The following is a 21,877-nucleotide window of genomic DNA, read 5'->3' as shown; positions in this document are numbered from 1 at the left end:
GAGAGTATCAATGTTCGTAAACGATGTTTTGTGAATAGTCGTTGCGGTTAAAGAATAATTATAAAAGAGACCCATGTATGTCGCTGACACTGGAAAACGTTCATCGTGTCGTCGATGGGGCTACCCATATCGATCATGTCTCACTGAACCTGGAGCCGGGTTCCTTTAATGTTTTACTGGGCAGAACGCTGGCGGGTAAAACATCGTTAATGCGCCTGATGGCCGGACTGGATAAACCCGACAGTGGCAGAGTACTGGTGGACGGCAATGACGTTACCGGTGTTACGGTGCAGAAACGCAATATCTCCATGGTGTATCAGCAGTTTATCAATTACCCCAATCTCACCGTCTTTGAAAATATCGCTTCACCACTGCGGCTGGCAGGAACCAGTAACAGCGAGATTCAGAAAAGAGTGAAAGAAACGGCTGAACTGCTGCATATCGAACAATTTCTTGACCGTCTTCCTCTGGAGCTTTCAGGTGGTCAACAGCAGCGTACAGCTATGGCGCGAGCACTGGTTAAAGATGCACAGCTTGTTTTGTTCGATGAACCGCTGGTTAACCTTGATTACAAGCTCCGTGAAGAGTTGCGACAAGAGCTGAGAGAACTGTTTCGTATTCGAAAAACCATTGCCGTGTATGCCACCACTGAGCCTAACGAAGCACTGGCTTTAGGTGGCACAACCACTTTATTGCACGAAGGCAAAATGATTCAGACAGGTTCTGCTCCTCATGTTTACCGACGTCCTGAAACCATCCAGGCTGCAGAACTGTTCAGCGAACCGCCCATAAACCTCTTGCCAGGGCAGGTAGATAACAGTGAGGTGACCTTTGACCAGAGTGTTCACTTTCCGCTGGATCGAGATCTGAAGCGTCTTCCTGCAGGACAGTATCAGTTTGGTATTCGTCCGAATCATATCGGCCTTGTTCCCCACAATGATGACGATCTTGAGCTTTCGATGATGGTTGAGCTGGCCGAGATCAGTGGCTCCGAAACCTTTCTGCATGTGAGAAATGACCTGTTCAATCTGGTGTTGCAGCTGTCCGGTGTTCACGAATATCACACAGATACGCCGGTGAAAGTCTATCTGCCTACCCATCGATTGTTCGTATTTGATATGGACGGCAAGCTGGTACAGGCACCCGGTTTTAATCCACTTAGTTTTAATACGCTTGGCTTTAAAGCTGAGAGCCAGTAAGAGGCAGTTAAGAAAAATATGGCTGAAATACAATTGAAGTCGCTGGCTCATTCCTACAGCAATACTCCGAGTGGCCCGGAAGATTACGCAATACGCCGTATGAATCATACCTGGGAGCAGGGTGGTGCCTATGCGCTGCTGGGGCCTTCCGGCTGCGGTAAAAGCACACTGTTGAATATTATCTCCGGCCTTCTATCGCCTTCTGAAGGAGAGGTGCTGTTTGACGGAGTAAAAGTGAACGAAACGGATACTCGAGATCGAAATATCGCCCAGGTGTTTCAGTTCCCTGTGGTGTACGACTCAATGACGGTGTTTGACAATCTGGCGTTTCCACTCAGAAACCAGAAAGTCAGTGAGGACAAAGTAAAAGCAAAAGTCGCTGAAGTGGCAGATATCCTTGATTTACAGGATCTACTGAAGCGAAAAGCCAGCAACCTGACTGCCGATGAGAAACAAAAGGTGTCCATGGGGCGTGGCCTGGTCCGTGATGATGTCTCGGCCATTCTGTTTGATGAACCTTTGACGGTTATCGACCCGCATTTGAAGTGGAAGCTGAGGCGTAAACTCAAGCAGATTCACGAGCAGTTCAATATCACCATGGTCTATGTCACCCATGATCAGCTGGAAGCCTCTACGTTTGCAGACAAAATCGCCGTGATGTACGAAGGGCAGGTCGTACAGTTTGGCACTCCGAGAGAACTGTTTGAACAACCGGCTCACACTTTTGTCGGGTACTTTATTGGCAGTCCAGGTATGAACCTGATCGATGTCCAGCTGACCGAAAAGGGTATTCAGTTTGACGGTATGGAATTGCTGCTCAGTGATGATCTTTTGCAGTCTCTCGCTTCTGCTTCTGCTTCTGGTAGTTCAACCAATATCAAGGCGGGCATTCGCCCCGAGTTTATCTGTCTGCAGGAGCAGCCTATGGATGGTGCATTGCCTTGCAGTGTTAAACATATCGAAGATCTGGGTACTCATAAGGTTCTGACGCTTGAACTTGGAAAGCAATCCCTGAAAGCCATTGTCGATGAAGATTATCAAGCGACTGATGGTCAGGTTTATGCCTGCTTTCCTGAGCAGTGGCTGAAAATTTATGTGGATGAATATCTGGTTGAAGTGCAGGGCAGCGAACAATGAATAAAACAGAAAACAATAAAGCCTGGCTGCTGGTACTACCGGTATTTCTGCTGGTGGCTTTTTCGGCCATTATCCCTTTGATGACGGTGGTCAACTATTCCGTGCAGGATATCTTTGACCAGAACAGCGCCTATTTTGTCGGTGCTGAATGGTACAAAGAGGTCTTGCAGGACCCAAGACTTCATGACTCTTTGCTGCGGCAGTTTATATTTTCCGGCTCAGTACTGCTGATTGAAATTCCGCTGGGGATTCTGGTAGCGCTGATGATGCCGACTCGCGGTGCTATGGCATCCCTGTCACTGATTCTGTTGGCTATTCCTCTGTTGATTCCATGGAATGTGGTTGGAACCATCTGGCAGATCTTTGGCAGGGCGGATATCGGCTTGTTTGGCTGGGGATTAAACAGTCTGGGGATCGATTACAACTATGCCTCTAACCCGATGGATGCCTGGTTTACTGTGCTGCTGATGGATGTCTGGCACTGGACATCACTGGTAGCCTTATTATGCTATTCGGGCTTGAGAGCTATTCCCGAAGCTTTTTATCAGGCCGCTCGTATCGACCGTGCATCCAAGTGGGCCATCTTCCGATTTATTCAACTGCCAAGACTGAAGAACGTATTGATCATAGGTGTGCTGCTGCGGTTTATGGACAGCTTTATGATCTATACCGAGCCTTTTGTTCTGACCGGTGGTGGTCCTGGTAATTCTACGACATTCCTCAGCCAGACCCTGACCCAAATGGCAATAGGTCAGTTTGATCTGGGTCCTGCTGCTGCCTTTTCGCTGATCTATTTCCTGATTGTACTGCTGGTGTCCTGGCTGTTCTTCACCACGATTACCCATCTGGATAAAAGGAAGTAAGGAATACGTTATGCCAATGTCTAAAACCAAAGCTTTCGGTATCACGCTTTACATTCTTTTTGTACTGGTACCGATTTACTGGCTGCTCAATATGTCGTTCAAGACCAATGAGGAGATTACCGGAGAGCTGTCGTTCTGGCCGAAAGAATTCACGCTGGAAAACTACACAGTCATATTTACTGACCCAAGCTGGTATATGGGTTACTTCAACTCCATGACCTATGTCGGCATGAACGTGGTGATTACCCTGCTGGTGGCTTTGCCTGCAGCTTACGCTTTCAGTCGCTATAAGTTTCTGGGCGACAAACAGATGTTCTTCTGGCTGCTGACCAACCGAATGGCGCCACCTGCGGTATTTCTGCTGCCTTTCTTCCAGCTCTACTCTTCAGTGGGTCTGTTTGATACCCATATTGCAGTAGCCCTGGCGCACTGTCTGTTTAACGTGCCGCTGGCGGTCTGGATTCTGGAAGGCTTTATGTCCGGAGTGCCAAGAGAGATTGATGAAACGGCTTATATCGATGGTTACAGCTTTCCACGGTTTTTCGTGCGTATTTTCTTACCGATGATCCGTTCGGGTATTGGAGTAACGGCCTTCTTTGCCTTCATGTTCTCCTGGGTCGAACTGCTGCTGGCTCGAACCCTGACGTCAGTAGAGGCTAAACCTATTGCGGCCATTATGACCCGAACCATAGGCGCAACCGGTGTCGACTGGGGCGTGTTGGCAGCCGCCGGTGTACTGACCATTCTGCCTGGACTGCTGGTGATCTGGTTTGTCCGTAATCATGTGGCCAAGGGTTTTGCGCTCGGGCGTGTCTGAGACATTAGAAAGATAAAAGGAGACATGCCATGAGCTGGATGGCCTGGACACAAACGACTGCCGTCTTTTTCGGTGTTATAGCCTGCATGCTGATTGCCATGACGGTCTGGGAGCTTCGATGCCCCAGCACCGAACGAAGAGGCTTTCTGCCCATTGAAACCAGTCGCGGAGACCGACTGTTTATTGGCCTGCTAAGCAGCGCCTATATTCACCTGATGTTTCTAGGGCTGACGGAGCTCAGTCTCTGGATTGCGCTGGCGGTTTCTGCAGTATGGCTGGCGATTGTATTGCGCTGGGGCTGAAATCAGCTCTGGCAAAAGAGAAATCTGGAAGTTGCTGAACCCCACAGCAATCAAAGATAGCCGGTTTCGGCCGGCACACCTTGGGCACTGCGTGATTTCGCATCGTCCGGAATTCATGTTAGAGGTTGATAATGAAAAATAATAAAAAAACACCCAGGGCGCTCTTACTGAGTGTCGCTATATCGCTGGCAGGGGGAAGCTTGCAGGCGTTCGCCGACCAGTATTCGGATGCTGCGCAGAAATGGCTGAAAAACGAGTTCACCGAGTCCAGCATCAGCAAAGAAGAGCAGATGAAAGAACTGGCCTGGTTTACCGAAGCGGCCAAGCCTTTCCGTGGTATGACAGTTAATGTGGCTTCTGAAACCATTACCACCCATGAATACGAAGCCAAGGTTCTAGCCAAGGCCTTCGAAGAAGTGACTGGTATCAAGGTCAACCATGACCTGATTCAGGAAGGTGACGTGGTTGAGAAGCTGCAGACCCAGATGCAGTCTGGCCGTAACATCTACGATGCCTATATCAATGATTCGGATTTGATCGGTACTCACTTCCGCTACGGTAAGGTTGTGCCAATCTCCGACATGATTGCCGGTGAAGCGAAAGACGTCACTCTGCCAACACTGGATCTGCCTGATTTTATTGGTCTGGATTTCACCACTGGTCCTGACGGCAAGATTTATCAGCTGCCGGATCAACAGTTTGCCAACCTATACTGGTTCCGTGCCGACTGGTTTGCCCGTAAAGACCTGAAGACCAAATTCAAAAATATCTATGGTTATGAGCTCGGCGTACCCAAGAACTGGTCTGCCTATGAGGACATCGCCGAATTCTTCTCGGTGCATGTGAAGAACATTGATGGTGAGCGTGTCTATGGTCACATGGATTACGGCAAGAAAGATCCATCACTGGGCTGGCGCTTTACTGATGCCTGGTTCTCTATGGCTGGTGCAGGCGACAAGAGTCTGCCAAACGGTTTCCCTGTTGATGAATGGGGCATTCGTGTAGAAGGCTGCAGTCCTGTAGGTTCCAGTGTTGAACGAGGTGGTGCCACTAACGGCCCGGCAGCCGTCTATGCCACCACCAAATACGTTGACTGGATGAAGGCTTATGCACCACCGGAAGCTCAGGGTATGACCTTCTCTGAAGCGGGTCCTGTTCCGGCTCAGGGTAATATTGCTCAGCAGATTTTCTGGTATACCGCGTTCACCGCCAATATGACCAAAGAAGGTCTGCCGGTAATGAATGACGACGGCACTCCAAAGTGGCGTATGGCGCCTTCTCCTAAAGGACCTTATTGGCAGGAAGGTATGAAACTGGGCTATCAGGATACCGGTTCCTGGACCTTCCTGAACTCTACCCCTGAAAAACAGCGTCTGGCAGCCTGGCTGTATGCTCAGTTTACTGTTGCCAAGACGGTTTCTCTGAAGAAGACGCTGGTGGGTCTGACACCGATTCGTGAGTCCGATATCAACTCTCAGGCAATGACCGATATCGCTCCGAAACTGGGTGGTCTGGTCGAGTTCTATCGCAGCCCTGCCCGTAAAGAGTGGACTCCGACAGGCACCAACGTACCTGACTATCCAAAGCTGGCTCAGCTCTGGTGGCAGTATGTTGCAGAAGCCGCCAGTGGTGAGAAAACACCTCAGCAGGCACTGAATGGTCTGGCATCAGCACAGGACAAGGTGCTCAAGCGTCTGGAACGTGCCGGTGTTCAGGGCGAATGTGGTCCTAAGCTGAATGCCAAAAAAGACGCCGAGTACTGGTTGAGTCAGCCAGGTGCGCCCAAGGCCAAACTCTCTAATGAGAAGCCTCAGGGTGAAACTGTTAACTATGATGATCTGTTGAAGAGTTGGAAAGCAGCCTCATTAAAGGCTTCCGTAAAAAGCTGATAGTTGACGGATATCAGACTGCAGTTTCCTGCAGTCTGTTGACAACAAGCAGGTGCGTCTCTGCCTGCTTGACGCCTTCTTTTATTGCAAGAAGAAGCAGTCTTTTTGCTTCCTTCTCATTCTGCTTTACGCCTTCAATACCGTATAAATATCGCAAGCCCCAGAAGTAGAGTTTTTTACCAGAAAGCTCGGTTTCCTTTATTGTGCCCAGTTTGGACAGTTCTTCGGCCAAGAGGTCGTCAGAATTTTCTTCTGCATGCAAGAATATTTTGGTCGCATTTCTGGCCCGCCGTTGCAGAGTATCTAAAGCCATTTTCTGAGCTATGGGGTCTTCATTATTTCCAGCGAGAGGTTCAAGCCAGCTCATAGCTTCATAGAAGCTGACAGGGGCTTTGTATTTTGTCAGTAGAAGGCCAGCCAGGCCTATTCGGGCAAGCGGATTTCCCTGTTGAGCACGAATATTGAGTTGTACTACGGCTTCTTTGTGCCCTAGTCTTGCGGCTTGAACAAAACTACGGACGATAGCTTGTTCATATTGATGTACCGTCTCTTTTGTTTTCTCTGCTTTAGGCAAATGGGACAAACAGGCATCTGCTGTTTTTGCTGTTGCATAGGCGTAGCTGGCATCAGATGGGTACTTTTCAGAGGCAGTTCTTACAACATCGTAGGCGGTGTCATAGTCTCCCAGTTTGGCATAAAGTGCTGCTAAAGTGGTTGGGTTTAGCCTGCTTCTGATGGCTTTCTGGGTGAAATAATCAATATCACCCTGACTCACCGGAATGGCAGGGTGAAGGCTCATGGCTAAAGCCTTGCCGGCCATTTCCGGGTATTGACGAAAATAGGGGTTAAGCTGCACCAAAGCTTCAATTTTGTCTGCAGCATTTTCACTTTTATCATTCAACCATGGGTTGATATCTAATCGTTTCAGTATCAGGCAGCTTTTTTCAGAGTCAACGCTGTCGCAGTAGTTAAGCATTTCATAAACTGCCTCAAGATCACCTGTTTCTGCGTTTCTGATCAAGCGATTCTCTATGTCAGTCAACTGAGCCATATGAGCGCCGGACAGACCATGGAGCAGCTCTGGCAGGTGAATGGTATTGTCATCCTTGGCGTTGTAACCAGGTACTTTTAGAGTAGGTAGCCAGACGGGGTAACCGGCAATATCAATCTCTACCCAGGCTCTGCCATTGTTGACAGTAATTTTTTGCAGGGAGCAATGGTCACCGGCTTTGTCCAGTAAAAATTTTGTTCCTGCTCCTGTCCAGCTGTTGTTATTGGCTCCCTGATGATCAAACTGGAATCCCTTGATCTGAGCCTGAGACATATCAATTTTTCCCTCTTTGACAGGGAGTTTAAGTGATAATCTGAGACTTCGATTCATAAGTAGGAATTCAGGAATTTTGTCACGTACTTTCTTGGGGATAGGAGAGCTTTCGCTGAGTAGTTGGCTGCCATTAAATTCGAGCCCCGTCAGAACCAGCTCTCCGGTCAACTTATCGTCAAGATCCAGCTTACCTTCTTCTATGCGTAATTGATCAAGACAGATATTCTTGAATCGTGTCGTACCCGGTTTGATCATCAGTTCCTGAGTTGTCTGACCATGTTCTCCTTCAGCTTTTTTGTGCCATTCGATGGATGTACCGGTCGTTGTAACTTCACCATCAACAGGAATAATAAAATTCCGGGTCTCGCTTTTGACAGCCAGCCGTTCGTCAGACTTCAGCGTTGTCGTACCCACTACCAGTTTTGCCTGCGCTGAGTTTTTTTCGGATCGGGTGACCAGCTTAAGGCTTTCCACTTCAGCAGACATTACGGAGGGCAGGGTTACCTCGGTTTTGCCAATAGCGATTTGCGAGGCGCGATCGTCTGTTTTTACGGTTAAGCCCCGTGTACTGACTTCAATATCCTTTTCATCGCCATCGACTAATCTGCTGAGGTGAAACTCTTCCGCTGTGATATCTCCTTTCAGGTCAACATGGCCGGCTTGCTTCGGTAAAGCCTGCTTAATATTGCCAGATGCTTCGCACTGCTTCGCTGTCAGTGAAAAGCTGCTTCTAACATCCTTTCTGCCTGCAACCAGTGTCACGGAATCACCCGTGACTGAAAAATGTGCCTTACCTTCGTTATAGACAACAAAAGGGCCTGTATGAACTTCAAGAGTGTCTTTACCAGTCAGCTCAAGTTTCTGACCATTGTGTTTTACTTCCCGCCCCAGAGTAAGGTTGAAGTCGCTTACATGGCCTTCCAGATGCGTGGATTTGTCAGCCAGAGCCGCCAGTGGACTGCCTTCCGGATGAGCAGTGCCTGGCAGAATCAGCATGTTTTCGGTAGCAAGCAGTTTTGCGGTATCTATAAGTTGCTCTGAGAGACCGTCGGTTCGAACTTCAATGCGGTCCGCGTGAATAGAAAGTTCTCGCCCGTGGGGCGTATCTTTATCTCGGGTTCCGGTTTTTGGCGGTACATAGTCACTTTTTAACCGGCGCACTTTGAGTAAACTGCTTGCAGGTTGAGAGTCGTGCTCAACGTTGACTTGCAGATCAGCTACTTCAATGTTTAACGGTAATCCCAAAGAGACGAATAACCGGTCAATCGCTCTACCCCGAGTAGACCCAAGTCGCTTTCTGAAGGCTGACAGTGTCTCTGGTTGTGGGTCCAGCAAAGTGGCATGGATTGCTCCTGCCTTGACGCCTATGTGCCTGAGGTTAAACAAGCCTCCTGAATCACCACGAATTTTTTGAAGTTGTGACAGAGTGTCTTTCAGTCCATAACTGCCAATCCAGGCATTGGCAGCAGGTACCAGTCGCCCTTCAAGACTGATCTGGACGTCCTTCATATTCAGACGAACTTTAAGGGGGGCCTGTCCCGGCAGAGGAATTTCCAGTATGCCATTGATATCTGCGGTAATTTGAGGCCGTATTTTTCCATCATCAGTTGGTATCAGTTTTACCTGGGTAACCCCCAGATCAACATTGGATAGGTTATATTGGCCATTAGCCAGTGACAGACTTTCCAGGTGCATGTCGTGACGCTGGGCTGTTCCTGCATGGATTTTTTTAAATGCCTTAAGCATTTTCAGATAACTGACCGCTTCACTCTTACTGGATTTTTTAGCGGCTTTTTTCTGGGCTTTAAGGGTTCTTAACTCTTCTTTACTCTGGATCCTTTTAGTACGACCTGAATGTTTTGTCAGTGATTTAACCTGGTCCTTAATGGTTTGCACAGCTCTGGTAGACTGAGTTGAAATTTTTGCCCGTATCTTGCCGCGGTTAAGCCCCCAGGCAAGAAGAGCCGCAAAGGCGCGTTCTGTTTTACTGCCTTTCTCACTGCCTGCAGATTGAGCTCTGGCCAACGTCTTCCCGGCAGGAGCAGGTTGACCGGTTGATGGATCGATACGCTTTTTACTACTTGCTTCTTTACTGCCACTTGCCTGTGGAGTTGATTCGGGAGCGTAGTCGTCAGACGAGAGTTCTGTCAGTGCATCGACAAAATCAGGGTCTTCCTCAAACTCTGGAGTTTGTGTAGTTCGTGCATCGTAGAATATATCTTCATCAATATTGTTGTGATCGCCTAATGAGCGTTTGCTTTCATGGTCAGAGCCCTGAAGCTCTTCCTGACCAGTATCACTCTGAGTGCGAACACGGAATGTAGGCGGTTTGTGTTTTATGTCGCGCTTATGCAGGTTGGTTAATTCGGATTCTGGCGCAGGATTCAGCTCACCCTCCGGCCCCGCTAGCAAAGGCGAATGATCACAGGCTTCCACATCTCTGGCGCCTGTTTTTCCCTTTGCTCTCGAGTTTGGCTTACCAGTGGGAGTAGTATGAGTACTCCTGCCAGAAGAGGGTGGTCTGATCGATTCGGTCATAAGCCTGCCGGAATAAACGGATTAGTTTCCATGTTGCGATTGTCGGCGGTATAAAAGAGAAGTGAAGGCTGCTGGTCCAGTAGTAGGTGCGTTAAAAGGAGATTCAGGATGCTCGAAGTCAATAATACGGTTCTGACGGTTGTTGATGTACAGGGAAAACTGGCCACACTGATGGCCGAACGTGAGGCTTTGTATAAAAATCTTGTGGCCATGACGGCGGGAGCAAAAACGCTTGGCGTGCCTGTTATCTGGGTAGAGCAGATACCAGAGAAGCTGGGTGCTACGATTCCGGAAATTGCTGAACTGCTGATGGAACAGCAACCTGTAGCCAAATCAAGCTTCAGTTGTTGTGGTTCAAGTGATTTTAATAAAGCTCTGGCTGACACAGGAAGAAAGCAGGTGCTGGTAGTGGGTATCGAAGCGCATATCTGTGTTTATCAGACGGCTATGGAACTGGCTGAGAATGGCTATGATGTTCAGGTGGTAGCGGATGCCGTTGCTTCAAGGCTTACGGCCAATCGAGATCTGGCACTGAACAAAATGACACGAAATAATATCGAGTTGACCTGCACTGAAATGGCATTGTTTGAGTTAATGAAAACAGCTGAGGTGGATGAATTCAGAACGGTGTCAAAGCTCATTCGTTGATATTACAGCTTAGTTTTATAGCTTTGACCAAGAAAGGTCAGGTTAAATTATACTGCCTGACTCTACCAGAGTCAGGCACGTCAAAATGTGATGAGTTTACTCTGATGCTAGGAGGATTCATCGTATACTATCAAAAAAATCCTATTGAATAAGTTTACTGCTTAAGTTGTTCTGCTTTTCTTCGTTTCTAACGGAATGCACTGGGAAAAGTCGGAACTGTCTTAAACGACACACTCTGTATGCTAACCCTTATAAAATTATGGACGCCGAAACCGGAGCGTTTTGATGCCTCACAAAGCACTGCCTCGTAAAGCCCTGATCGTTGATGACTCGAAGGTTGCCTGTAAAGTACTGGCTAACTTGCTGGACAGTTTTGACCTGGAAGCCGACTCTGTTTACTCGGCAGAGGAGGCTATTGAATTTCTAAAGGATAATAAGCCCGATATTATCTTTATGGATCATCATATGCCTGATATGAATGGTTTCGAGGCGGTAAAAGTGGTTAAGGATAACCCCATGACGGCCACTATTCCTGTCATGATGTACACCTCGCAGGAAGGTAATATGTATGTCAGTCAGGCTCGTGCGCTGGGTGCTGTTGATGTTGTGCCTAAAGGTGTTGAGAAAAGGCAGCTGAGAGAGTCACTCTTTAAACTGGGTCTGGTTGCTGATAACGCCAAACAGGCCAATGTTAAGTCAACAAGTGATCAGGCGGGTGAAGAAAAGCGAATTGATGCCAAAAGACTTGAACCTCCTGTGCAGGTTCGTGTAGAAACAGAGCGATTGAAAGTAGATGGTAGTGACATGGTCAGTCTGTGGCTGAACCATATTAAGCCTTTTTTAAGTATGAGTGCTGTTCAGCAGACAGAACAGCTGCACACAAAAAATGCAGACCAGACTGGCAAGATTGTCAAAGAAACCCAGAAAATGCTTGAACATTTTGAGCATGTAATGACGACCGAACTGAACTCCCAGCGTCGCTCAATTGTTGGGGGGCTACTGAAAACCATTAGGGAAGGTCAGTCAAAGGTTCGTATGGCTATTGTCACTTTGGTGGTCGTTCAGGCTGCTGTTATCTGGCAATTGTGGGGTTTGAATTCAACGAATTCTGATCTGTTGAAAAATCAGCAACAGATTATTGAGCAGCTTCAGAAAAGATAACAGTCCGTTTTCGATTGTCTAAACTTGGCCTGAATTACGTATTGTTCGGGCTTGATTTATGATTCGAAGAAAAATTATTTTATTTATTACATTGCAGTTGATGATCTCAAATGCTTTTGCCTGGCGTCCGAATGGTGAAGTCTACAAAGGTAAGAACGAAACAGAAAATGCTAATTTTTCTGATCAATTTCCATTTGGTGATCAAGCCAGAGTGACGTCACTTAGGTCACTCGTCATTATTTATTTTTCTTCTCCTTCTCCGTCGGAGGGAGCTGAAATAGCCGTTAGCTTTTCATCTGAACAACCTTCTCAAGTCAGAAGTGCAGATGCTACACCAATGAGGCAGGTTCCTGCACTTGGTCTTGGTGGTGCTGGAATATCTGAAGGCTGTTCCGGAGGGTCACTGGATAGTATACCTAGTGGTATCAATTTGGATTTCTTTCCTAAAGATTCAGGTTGTCCTGATCAGAGCGATCAGGGTGGTCAGAGCGAATATCATCTGACAGGTCGGCAAAACTACCGAGGAGTGGACTTTACATTTAAGGCTGTTGTGAGCAGTCAGCGACTACAGGTCACAATAACCAGCGGTGACATTAAGTATTCCTTTACCATGAACAATACTTAATTCTGTATTAAGAAATGGCATTACTTGCGGTCGCTCAATTTATAACAAGTATTCCTTTAGCTTTATTGTCATTCGACTCAAGAGACCTGAGTTGTGTCTGATGGATGTTACTCAAGGCATCTCTTAAGTCAGTCAGTGAACTTATGGAATCAGCAGTTACTGTCAAGGTCAGCTTGCTCTGTGCATGGCTATAGTGGCTGGACTGAATTTTGATTTGGTTAGTGCTACTTATGATGGGTGCGACATTATTGAGTGTTACTAAAAAGGTTTCAGATTGGTGTTGGCTGCTCTTCAGGTTTATGAGTTTTTGTTTTAACTGGAAAACTGGTCTGATCAATCTTTCGCCTGGGTAGAGCTGGTTGTACAGCTCTTTTGTTTGTAGCTGAATGGCTTTTGCTTCGCTTTCGGTCTGACTGATCAGACTGTACTGGTAACCTGCAAAACTGGCCAGCAGGCTGGCAGCAAGAGCTATAGGCCGGAAAGAATTAAGAGGTTTTTGATCCTGTCGGGCAGAGGAGTGATAGGTTCCCTGAAGCAGACTGACATGTTCAGGAATACAATCCGGTTCGAGCAGACTCAAAGGATGACTGTTTTGTCCGGCCGGGCTGTAATCAATGACCTTTAACTGATCGGCCTGTTCCAGGCTGTCCAGATAGGTTCTAACCCAGCTGTCATCGCAAACAGATCCTGAGAATTCCCCATAGCGTATAAGCCACTGAGACTTGATTTGGCACAGTGAACAAACGCCTTGAGTGTAGGGCAGGGCAAGATAGTCCGGCAACATCTGCTGGCAATTCAACTCGGCCATTTGCAGCCACTCAAACCAGCGATTCATCCAGTCTTTGCTGACAACTGCAACGGTTGCCTGCTGTTTATTGTGACTGAGTACTGAAAAATGAAGCTCTTCAACATCATCACTGAGTTCATTCTCAAGGCGGTAGGGCAGGGACTTCTCGATGGTCTTGTTTAACTTGAGACCGATCTCCAGTGTCCGCAATGTGACCAGCTCACCAGGCACAAGTACAATGATACGGGCACCGGGAGACTGACTGCCAAGTGCTTTCAGCTCTTCAGTAGAATCAACATGACCGGCTTCCAGAAGTTGTACTGGATCAGCTTGTGAGCCGCCGTACAGTCGCCAGTAAAAAGGCTGGCTTTCCGAGATCGGCAGACGAATGAACAGAGTGGAAAATTTCATGGTTAGGCTGCCTGCTCTGGTTTCTGACTCATCATTCTATGGCTGTTCAATCTTTGGTTACTCTCAGGATTTCTGAAAGACTGGTGTCGCCTGAAATGACTTTATTAAAGCCATCCACCTGAATACTTCCGGACTGCTGCAATAGCACTGCTTCGAGTTCGGCTTCTCCGGCCTGATCATGAATAAGCTGTCTGGCTTCTTCGGTGCTCAGAAACAGTTCATAGATGCCTGTTCGACCCTGATAACCTGTGTGGTTGCATTCATGACAGCCGGTTGGGTGCCAGATAAGTTTGGCTGCAGAGTGAAGAGGGGATTGAGATAAAGACTGTGCTGACTTCATAAGCTCCAGCTCGGCTTCTGTCGCTGGTGCCTGAATACGACAGTGCAGACATAAAGTCCGTACCAGGCGCTGGGCCAGTACACCAAGAAGGCTGGATGACAGAAGAAAGGGCTCAATACCCATGTCTCTCAACCGGGTCACGGCACCGGTTGCGGTGTTGGTATGCAGTGTACTTAATACAAGGTGACCGGTCAGTGAGGCCTGAACCGCTATTTCAGCCGTCTCAATATCACGGATCTCACCGATCATAACCACATCAGGGTCCTGTCGCAGGATAGCTCTGAGCCCCCGGGCAAAGGTCATATCGACCTTGCTGTTGACCTGAGTCTGTCCGATGCCGTCGATATCGTATTCAATAGGATCTTCAACGGTCATGATGTTGCGTTCAGGGGTATTGATTTCACTAAGGCCTGAATACAGCGTGGTTGTTTTACCCGAGCCGGTCGGGCCGGTTACCAGCAAAATGCCATGGGGCTTCTGCAGTTGTTCACGAAACTGCTGGCAAAGCTGTTCGTTCATACCGGACTGACCCAGATCGTGCTGAACACTGCCTCGGTCGAGCAGTCGAAGCACGATACGTTCACCATGACGTGCCGGTAACGTCGATACTCGTACGTCAACTGCGCGACCACCCAGTTTCAGGGAAATACGACCATCCTGTGGTATCCGCTTCTCGGCGATATCGAGCTTCGCCATAACCTTGATACGAGATACCAGCAGGGCAGCCAGTTTTCGTTGTGGTTTAAGGATTTCTCTTAATACGCCATCAATACGGAATCGGATGATCAACGAATTTTCAAAAGTTTCAATATGGATGTCGGAAGCACCTTCGCGAATAGCCTCTGACAACATAGCATTGATCATGCGAATAATCGGTGCGCCGTCATCCGCTTCCAGCAGGTCTTCATTTTCCGGTAACTCTTCTGCCAGTGTCTGCAGCGCATGATCACTGTCGATATCCGTCATCAGTTGTCTGGCGGTATCAGAGTCTTGCTGGTAGTGCTGTGCCAGCCGTTGTTGGAATTCTTGCTCCGGAATCAGCGTCAGTTTGAACGGAGCCGCCAGTGAACGCCTGACTTCCAGCAGGGTTTCAGCAACTAACGGTTCGACATGATAGAGCTGATAACCCTGCTCGCGGCTTTCAATCAACACCTTAAAGCGATTGGCGAAGGAAAAAGGCAGACTCTGGCTCATTAATTGATGGCCTCATCATCGACTTGTTTCAATGATGATTTGTTGAGAAAAATAATTTCCCTGGCAACCACTAGTTTCTGTCCAACTGAAAGCTCATTACCCTGCAGGCCATTCATATTCCTGAGTCTGCCGACTGTTGTGCCGTAATGTCTGGCTATCGAGTACAGAGTGTTCCCCGCTTCTACGGCATGGTATTGCAATCGCTCGCTTCTAACAGGCTCGGAGGCTTCCTTTGTCTGTGCTGTCGATGATGTCTCGGTTGATGATTGAGGTTCAAATGTAAGCTCTGGTAATACTGGAACCCTGGTATCCGGCATCAGATCGATACCATCTTCGGATTTCCTTATTTGCGCTGCACGAATCAGGCTGTATTTGTTAGCACTGATCTGCTTCATCATCTCATCATCACGGATAATAGTCGGACGGATAAAGACCATAAGGTTTCGTTTGATGGTTTTGCTGGATGTTGAGCGGAACAGGTGACCAAGAACAGGAATGTCTCCCAGCAGGGGCACTTTGGATTTACTTTCTTGAACATCGTCGTCCATCATACCGCTGATCACGACCGTATCACCGCTGCGAACCATAACCGAGGTCTTAACTTCGCGGGTAGAAAAGGTAACGTCTACGGCGGTTCTGCCATTAACCTTGGATACTTCCTGTTCAATATCCAGGCGTACTGCGTCACCCTCGTTGATTTGCGGCGTAACGTGCAGCTTTACACCGACCTGACGACGGGTAATGGTTTGATAAGGATTATCATTGTTACTGCCCGACGTTGAGCCGGTAATGGTTGGAACTTCATTACCGACGACAAAAGAAGCGGGTTGGTTGTCCAGAGTCATCAGGCTTGGCGTGGATAAAACATTGGACTGGGTCGATGCCGCTACCGCCTGAACCAGTGCTGCCCAGTCTCCGGATGATACAGCAATGGCTGAGCCTGATATCCGTGCCAGGGATTTGGCAAGGCTGCTGAAGTCGCCACCTTTATCCGGTGTTGTTGTGGTAACGATATTACCGTCGACCACGGTCTGAGTGGTGGTGCCTTTCTGCTTTTGTGCGCCTGCAACCCCGGCAAGAATTTCTCCAATAGGTACTGATTTTCCGTCGTTAAACTGAACCAGTGAACCGTTCTTTCCGGCCAATTGCAGAGACAGGTCAATACCGTCAGCATCTGATACTTCAGCGATAATGGCTTCGACCATAACCTGAGCTCGACGTATATCCAGTTTGGCAATCAGCCCTGACAAGGATTTCATCAGCTCTGGCTGTGCGGTAATAACCAGGGCATTGTTATCCTCGTGAGCGGTAATGCTGTAGCTCTTGGTGCCATTCTTACTGCTCTGGGCTACAGAGGCAGCATTTTCAAGAACTTCCTTCAGTGAGGCTGCCCGTGCGTAACGCAGATAGAAAACTTTGTCGTTGCCGCTGTTTCCTGATCGTTCCGCATCCAGCTGTCTGGCCAGCTTTTTCATCCGGGAGAGCATTTCCGGTGTGCCGGATAGGATGACCTGATTGCCCTGCTCATTAGCGACAACATTGGTCATACCAGTGCTTTTGGCATTTTTATCCAGATAAATACTGGTCAGGATCCTTGCCATTTCTTTTGCGGAGGTGTGAGACAGAGTGACAACGGCTACCGATTTTGCGCCTACCTGATCAATCTGCTGAACCATACTGACCATTCGTTCAACGTTGGAAGCACGGCCGGTAATAATCAGGATATTGGAAGGGTTAAAGTTAACGACAGTGCCATAGTTAGCATTCATCTGTCTCAGAAGAGGAGCCAGTTCACGGGTAGGCACGTTGTTGACGGCAACGACCCAGGTCACCATGCTGTCGGCAGGTTGACCGTTCGGGTTGGTCAGTGGAAAGACAGTTTCCTTACTTTTTTTGCTTTTAACTACTTTCAGCAGGTCGTTTTTTAATGGAATTACGCTATAGCCGTGCAACTCGAGAACACTGAGGAATAACTGATAATATTGTTCTTCCGTCAACTCGTTATGAGTGCGAATGGTGATGCTGCCCTTGACCGAAGGATCAGTAAGAATGGTTCGACCCAGAGTAATGCTGACAGTATCAATGAACTCGGTGATATTGGCTTTGTTAAAACTGGCAGAGTATCCCTGTGCCACAGCAGTGTTGCTGATGGCAGTACTGAGTAGCAGTGAGGCCAGTAGCCCGTATAATGAACGACGCATATTCTTTATTTCCTGATAATTCTTCTTGGCTCAGCTGCAGGTTGTGTCAATCATATGGATAACTGTATTTGATGAAGCTGTCCGTCACGTTCAACGGTTACACTGACCTGTTCAAGTAGCTCAAGTTCTTCCAGCATCTCTAAAGCTTGCTGTGGTGAAGTCATGTCGTAGCCATCAATGGCAATCGCTATGTCGTCTGCCTGGAATCCGGCGCGTTCAAAGGCATCTCCGAGACGACCACTGCTGATTCGATAGCCTTTTAGAACATCACCGTCTCTGACCGGCGCCAGGTTGATGATCTCATCGACGGTAGACAGAATGTTGTCAGCATTTTTTGAGCCGCGCAGTTGCAAGCTTGCCTCTTTGTCAGCCGGCAGACGTATGTTTGCAAGAACCCGGTCAGGGTCATCGGGCCGTAGAAGCAGTACTTCGTTTCGGCCATTACGGCTCAGTACAACACGGTCGGCGTGGATGCTGACGATGGTTGCCTGGGTATTAGTGATCGAGTCACCGGATTTCAGAATCTGCTGATTGCCACCTGTTTTGATGATGGCGAGTGACTGGCTGTTATCCGGGTGAGAGACAATGCCAGTTAGTGTCGCAGTAACAGTCGTTCTCGGTAATTCGGTAATGGCAATAGCGGAGGCGGGCTTTGGCTTAAATGACCCAAATAATTCCAGTTTAGGCAGGTGTTCATAACTGTGATTTTTGGCAGTAACGGCGGAGTTGAATGTCGTTCTTGTCTGGAGAGCTGGGCTGGCAATGGCTTCCAGCTGGCTATGATTTTGCAAAGCGAGCACAGTTTTCGCAATGAATACCAGTGCGAGCCCTGCGAGTGTGGCTTCCAGGGCCAAAACGAAAATTCTTCCTGAGATGAAATTTCTGCCCTTCAGTCTGTCTTTTAACGTATTGCTGGTCAAGGCAAGGCTGCTCGTTATCTTTTGTTCTGATCGTTTACTTGTCCTGACTTTCCATGAGGCAACTAATCCATATTTTAAGTAAACGACAATGACTTACCTCAGGCTCGGGCATTTCAGCACATTAGCAAGAGGAATGTAAGTGTATAAGTCGGGAGATAAACAGAAATGAGGTGTGTATCCAGTTTTCGGAATCATCTTCCTTAATGATTAAGAAAACCGATTAATTGACGTATTCACAGTGACAGCCAGTGATGCTGTTTTGGTTTGATAAGTGCCTGATAAAACGGTGTGAATCTGTTGGTTAATGCTCAGTGGTTCTGATGATTGAATGATTGTATATAAGATTGGTGTATTAAATGAATAAGCTGCCACTGGCTTTATTAGCAGGCCTGGCATTCAACAGTTACGCGACTGGGCCGCAGATTGTTCCTGAATATCCGGGGACAATTCCCGTGTATATTGGTGCCAAGCAAAAGAGTTATACCAATCAGATAAAAACCACCAGTTGGGATCACTATGAACTGACAACGCCGCTTGTTCCCATGAGGGACACCTTCAAGCTGCACAGCAAGCCGGATGCAAAAAAAACTGTTTATCTTGATCTTGATGGCCATGTTGAAGATATAAGTGGCCATAAGGCTTCAGAGCGCGGTGAAGCCATAGTTGTTAAACCTTTTGATGCCGACGGCTCTCCTGATACCTTCAATGTTGATGAGAAAATAAGAATTCAATACTGGTGGCTGATCATGGCTGAAGCTATGGCGCCCTTTGATATTGATGTGACCACTGAATACCCTGGTGAAGACGCTATTCGCAGGGACTCAGGCTCAGACCGTTATTACGGTACCCGTATCGCCTGCGGCAACAGTGTTGAGGGTAATTCCGGTGGTGCTGATTTTGGTAATGCCCTGCTGTCTGGTCAGGACCATTCGCCAACTTATGCCGGTAATGGCTGCTCCAGCATGATTCATGAGTTCGCGCACACCATTGGTGGTTACCATCCCGAGAACTATGCTGGTCAGCATGAAGAAGGCATTGAAACCATTAAGGGGAAAAAGGGAGTTGGTGAAACCAGGTACGCTTTCAACTGGAAGAATAATCTTCGTCGATATAACAGTTGGACCATCAACGATCTGACGAACATCAGAAATAACAGTATTGATTTTCGTAAGGATGATCATGGCGATAGCATTTTAAATGCTACAGATGTCGTCTGGAATAAAAGTAGATCAGGATTCAGGCAAGGTGGTCTGATCAGTGAAAATGTTGATCTTGATGTTTTCAAATTTCGATTAAACAAAGTCCATCTACTGAGAGTCAATATCGACCCATCAAAGCTGGCAGGTAATCTTGATATTCAGGCGAGCCTGTTGGACAGCAATGGCGAGATCATTGTCAGCAGCAATCCGGTGACGCACCGTGATGCTATTCTGGAAAAGCGATTGTCTGCAGGTGTTTATTATATAGCAGTCCGAAATACCGGCCGTAAAGCAGATGAAAACCACCTGGGTTACCCTGATTTCACTGCGCTTGGGCACTTCACTCTATTCGCTGAATTGACCCCTGTCAGTAAAGCGCTAAAGCAGGTTACTGATGACTTCTATATCGTTGGAAAAAATGCCCGCAAGTTAGTACGACCATGGAGTAATGATTCAATTAAGGCAGAAGACATTGCTTTCGTTGAATACGCCGGTTCCGGCCTTGGTGCCAGACTGACAGCAACATCTCGCATTCTGAAAATTGATGGCCCGGGGGTCGCAGGCAGTGACAGCATCGCTTATACGCTGACCACAAAAGATGGCCGTACGGGCAGTGGTACCATCAACATCCAGTTTGTAGATAGCAGTAAGGCTCATGCTGTTTCTGACAACGTTAATGTTGCTGCCGGGAACTCCGTTAGTTTCAGCCCTCTCTGGAACGATAAAAGCTCAGAAGGTGGTCTCAGGCTTGACTGGGTATCCAGACCTGAATTTGGTGCCATTGAAAAAGCCAGTGATAAGCTGGTTTATAAGGCGGCTCCGAACTTTCAGGGTGAAGACTCTGTCACCTATCGAGTGGTTTCCAAATCCGGCGTGAAGTCAGAAGCGGAAGTGGTTTTCAGCGTTCATGATGCCAATGGCTTACTGGTTCAGTCAGACTATCGAAAAACTATTGAGGGGCATGCGGTGCCTGTTGATTTGTTGGTTAACGACAGTAGTACTGTTGGTCAATTGAAGGTCACCGATATAGGTTCTGCTGAAAATGGCAGCATTGAGCTGGCCATTGATGGCCAGCTGCATTACCGCCCAAAGGACGGCTTTATCGGACGTGAAGTGATCAGCTACCAGGTAACAGATGGCGTATCTTATGCTGATGGTGAAGTCACTATCGATGTCGTCAAGTATTCCTGGAGTGGCGATAAACCTTTACCGGAAGACGATACGGTTACCACTGTTATGGGTAAACCCGTTGTCGTAAATGTTCGACAAAACGACAGCACTCTGACAGGTGATGCCTACGATATCAGAATCAGTTCTTATAGAGGTTATGGGCAAGGCTCCCATGGCAAGGTAACTATGCAGGTTGATGGTGAAACACTGGTTTATCAACCGGAACCGGGCTTCTTCGGTCTTGATTCATTCGGCTATAACAGCAGTGTTGCTGACTATGCGTCGATACGAGAGCCTGCGCAGGTTTATGTGCTGATCAAAGAGATCGGTGGGCCTGAAGCAGATAGCTGGAAGATACGAGACGTGGACAGTCTGGACTCTACTGTCCTTGCTGACAGTGGTCAGAATACAGTGCTGATAGGGAGTTACGAAAGTGATGCCCTTCGTGGCAGTACCGGTAATGACTGGTTACTGGGGCAGCAAGGGGCTGATCGTATGACTGGCGGCTCGGGTGATGACTGGGTGAGTGCTGGTAAGGGAGATGATCGCCTGTTCGGCAATCATGGTAATGATCTGTTGTTTGGTGGCTCTGGGAATGACCTGATCAGCGGTGGCAATGGTAATGATGTTTTAGACGCTGGTACTGGTAATGACATCTTAAACGGTGGTAAAGGTGACGACACCTATAAGATTACCAAAGGACGTTATGCTGATCTTATTCAGGACAAGGGTGGTAATGATACTTTAGTGCTTGATAAAGGTATCAGTTTTTCAGACATCATAAACAGTGAAATGAAGGGTAAGCATCTGAAACTGATCTTGAGAGCAGGGCAAAGCATTACTATTAAGAACTGGACAGACCAGGGCAGCATAGAGTGGCTCCAGACGGTGGATGGAGCAAAAATTCCGCTGCAGAATATTCTTTAGTCCTGTTTGCCTTTATAAAAGTCTCCTTAATCAGAAGGCGGCTGCTATTTGCTAAGGCGTTCTCAATCAGGTTACTCGCATAGTTGATTGAGAACGGCTCCTCGTAGCCTCCCTTTACCTGCTACCCTCTCTTTGTACCTTCATCTATAAGGTAATGCTTTAATGCTATTGTATTTTGTCAATAAAACCCTCATGTTAGCTTTTAACAGGTTCTGAAAATGCATC

General features: G+C 47.7%; 15 protein-coding genes. 10 read left to right on the top strand and 5 right to left on the bottom strand.

Annotated elements, in window-relative coordinates:
* Positions 1-77 precede the first annotated feature (77 nt).
* From EOPP23_RS15495 to EOPP23_RS15470, 6 genes are all read left to right on the top strand, one after another.
* Positions 78-1,199, top strand: a complete 1,122-nt coding sequence (locus EOPP23_RS15495; RefSeq protein ID WP_153766902.1) for an ABC transporter ATP-binding protein — start codon at positions 78-80, stop codon at positions 1,197-1,199.
* 18 nt (positions 1,200-1,217) lie between these two features.
* Positions 1,218-2,336, top strand: a complete 1,119-nt coding sequence (locus EOPP23_RS15490; RefSeq protein ID WP_153766901.1) for an ABC transporter ATP-binding protein — start codon at positions 1,218-1,220, stop codon at positions 2,334-2,336.
* Positions 2,333-3,199, top strand: coding sequence for a carbohydrate ABC transporter permease (locus EOPP23_RS15485; protein ID WP_153766900.1), 867 nt, complete (start codon positions 2,333-2,335; stop codon positions 3,197-3,199). Before EOPP23_RS15490 ends, EOPP23_RS15485 begins: the two co-directional genes overlap by 4 nt.
* Before the next feature lie 16 nt (positions 3,200-3,215).
* Positions 3,216-4,016: a carbohydrate ABC transporter permease gene (locus tag EOPP23_RS15480; RefSeq protein ID WP_228550744.1), complete on the top strand. Its 801-nt coding sequence runs from the start codon at positions 3,216-3,218 to the stop codon at positions 4,014-4,016.
* A gap of 29 nt (positions 4,017-4,045) precedes the next feature.
* Positions 4,046-4,318, top strand: coding sequence for a DUF2160 domain-containing protein (locus EOPP23_RS15475; RefSeq protein ID WP_153766898.1), 273 nt, complete (start codon positions 4,046-4,048; stop codon positions 4,316-4,318).
* A 131-nt stretch (positions 4,319-4,449) separates the two neighbouring features.
* Positions 4,450-6,207, top strand: coding sequence for an ABC transporter substrate-binding protein (locus EOPP23_RS15470; RefSeq protein ID WP_153766897.1), 1,758 nt, complete (start codon positions 4,450-4,452; stop codon positions 6,205-6,207).
* A gap of 13 nt (positions 6,208-6,220) precedes the next feature.
* On the opposite strand, the gene EOPP23_RS15465 is transcribed toward EOPP23_RS15470, so the two are convergent.
* Complete coding sequence (locus EOPP23_RS15465) at positions 6,221-10,069, bottom strand: hypothetical protein (protein ID WP_153766896.1); 3,849 nt, start codon at positions 10,067-10,069, stop codon at positions 6,221-6,223.
* 108 nt (positions 10,070-10,177) lie between these two features.
* Here EOPP23_RS15465 and EOPP23_RS15460 point away from each other — a divergent pair, with 108 nt between their 5' ends.
* The 3 genes from EOPP23_RS15460 (at position 10,178) to EOPP23_RS15450 (ending at position 12,503) form a co-directional block, all read left to right on the top strand.
* On the top strand, positions 10,178-10,717 hold the full coding sequence (locus tag EOPP23_RS15460; protein ID WP_153766895.1) for a hydrolase: 540 nt from the start codon (positions 10,178-10,180) through the stop codon (positions 10,715-10,717).
* A gap of 285 nt (positions 10,718-11,002) precedes the next feature.
* Positions 11,003-11,878, top strand: a complete 876-nt coding sequence (locus EOPP23_RS15455; protein ID WP_153766894.1) for a PleD family two-component system response regulator — start codon at positions 11,003-11,005, stop codon at positions 11,876-11,878.
* Between the two features lie 58 nt (positions 11,879-11,936).
* Positions 11,937-12,503, top strand: coding sequence for a hypothetical protein (locus EOPP23_RS15450; protein WP_153766893.1), 567 nt, complete (start codon positions 11,937-11,939; stop codon positions 12,501-12,503).
* A gap of 34 nt (positions 12,504-12,537) precedes the next feature.
* Here EOPP23_RS15450 and gspL read toward each other — a convergent pair whose 3' ends face one another.
* The 4 genes from gspL to gspC are packed head-to-tail and all read right to left on the bottom strand — an operon-like array spanning position 12,538 to position 18,290.
* On the bottom strand, positions 12,538-13,701 hold the full coding sequence (gspL, locus tag EOPP23_RS15445) for a type II secretion system protein GspL (protein WP_153766892.1): 1,164 nt from the start codon (positions 13,699-13,701) through the stop codon (positions 12,538-12,540).
* Positions 13,702-13,747: 46 nt separating this feature from the next.
* On the bottom strand, positions 13,748-15,235 hold the full coding sequence (gspE, locus tag EOPP23_RS15440) for a type II secretion system ATPase GspE (RefSeq protein WP_153766891.1): 1,488 nt from the start codon (positions 15,233-15,235) through the stop codon (positions 13,748-13,750).
* Complete coding sequence (gene gspD / locus EOPP23_RS15435) at positions 15,235-17,436, bottom strand: type II secretion system secretin GspD (RefSeq protein WP_153766890.1); 2,202 nt, start codon at positions 17,434-17,436, stop codon at positions 15,235-15,237. Before gspD ends, gspE begins: the two co-directional genes overlap by 1 nt.
* Before the next feature lie 50 nt (positions 17,437-17,486).
* Positions 17,487-18,290 carry a type II secretion system protein GspC gene (gspC, locus tag EOPP23_RS15430; RefSeq protein WP_194842627.1) on the bottom strand — a complete coding sequence of 268 codons (804 nt, stop codon included), beginning with the start codon at positions 18,288-18,290 and terminating at the stop codon, positions 17,487-17,489.
* Positions 18,291-18,712: 422 nt separating this feature from the next.
* On the opposite strand from gspC, the gene EOPP23_RS15425 reads away from it, so the two are divergent.
* Entirely contained in the window at positions 18,713-21,652 is a 2,940-nt protein-coding gene (locus tag EOPP23_RS15425; protein WP_153766888.1) for an Ig-like domain-containing protein, read from the top strand.
* Positions 21,653-21,877 lie beyond the last annotated feature (225 nt).

The organism is Endozoicomonas sp. OPT23 (genome assembly GCF_009653635.1).
GTDB lineage: Bacteria > Pseudomonadota > Gammaproteobacteria > Pseudomonadales > Endozoicomonadaceae > Endozoicomonas_A.
Note: the sequence above shows the minus strand (reverse complement) of the source record. Positions and strands in the feature narration are given on the sequence as shown.

Excerpts from the sequence above, each read along its gene's own strand:
- EOPP23_RS15495 (WP_153766902.1), top strand. The coding sequence starts at position 78 with ATGTCGCTGACACTGGAAAACGTTCATCGTGTCGTCGATGGGGCTACC.
- EOPP23_RS15490 (WP_153766901.1), top strand. The coding sequence starts at position 1,218 with ATGGCTGAAATACAATTGAAGTCGCTGGCTCATTCCTACAGCAATACT.
- EOPP23_RS15485 (WP_153766900.1), top strand. The coding sequence starts at position 2,333 with ATGAATAAAACAGAAAACAATAAAGCCTGGCTGCTGGTACTACCGGTA.
- EOPP23_RS15480 (WP_228550744.1), top strand. The coding sequence starts at position 3,216 with ATGTCTAAAACCAAAGCTTTCGGTATCACGCTTTACATTCTTTTTGTA.
- EOPP23_RS15475 (WP_153766898.1), top strand. The coding sequence starts at position 4,046 with ATGAGCTGGATGGCCTGGACACAAACGACTGCCGTCTTTTTCGGTGTT.
- EOPP23_RS15470 (WP_153766897.1), top strand. The coding sequence starts at position 4,450 with ATGAAAAATAATAAAAAAACACCCAGGGCGCTCTTACTGAGTGTCGCT.
- EOPP23_RS15465 (WP_153766896.1), bottom strand. The coding sequence starts at position 10,069 with ATGACCGAATCGATCAGACCACCCTCTTCTGGCAGGAGTACTCATACT.
- EOPP23_RS15460 (WP_153766895.1), top strand. The coding sequence starts at position 10,178 with ATGCTCGAAGTCAATAATACGGTTCTGACGGTTGTTGATGTACAGGGA.
- EOPP23_RS15455 (WP_153766894.1), top strand. The coding sequence starts at position 11,003 with ATGCCTCACAAAGCACTGCCTCGTAAAGCCCTGATCGTTGATGACTCG.
- EOPP23_RS15450 (WP_153766893.1), top strand. The coding sequence starts at position 11,937 with ATGATTCGAAGAAAAATTATTTTATTTATTACATTGCAGTTGATGATC.
- gspL (WP_153766892.1), bottom strand. The coding sequence starts at position 13,701 with ATGAAATTTTCCACTCTGTTCATTCGTCTGCCGATCTCGGAAAGCCAG.
- gspE (WP_153766891.1), bottom strand. The coding sequence starts at position 15,235 with ATGAGCCAGAGTCTGCCTTTTTCCTTCGCCAATCGCTTTAAGGTGTTG.
- gspD (WP_153766890.1), bottom strand. The coding sequence starts at position 17,436 with ATGCGTCGTTCATTATACGGGCTACTGGCCTCACTGCTACTCAGTACT.
- EOPP23_RS15425 (WP_153766888.1), top strand. The coding sequence starts at position 18,713 with ATGAATAAGCTGCCACTGGCTTTATTAGCAGGCCTGGCATTCAACAGT.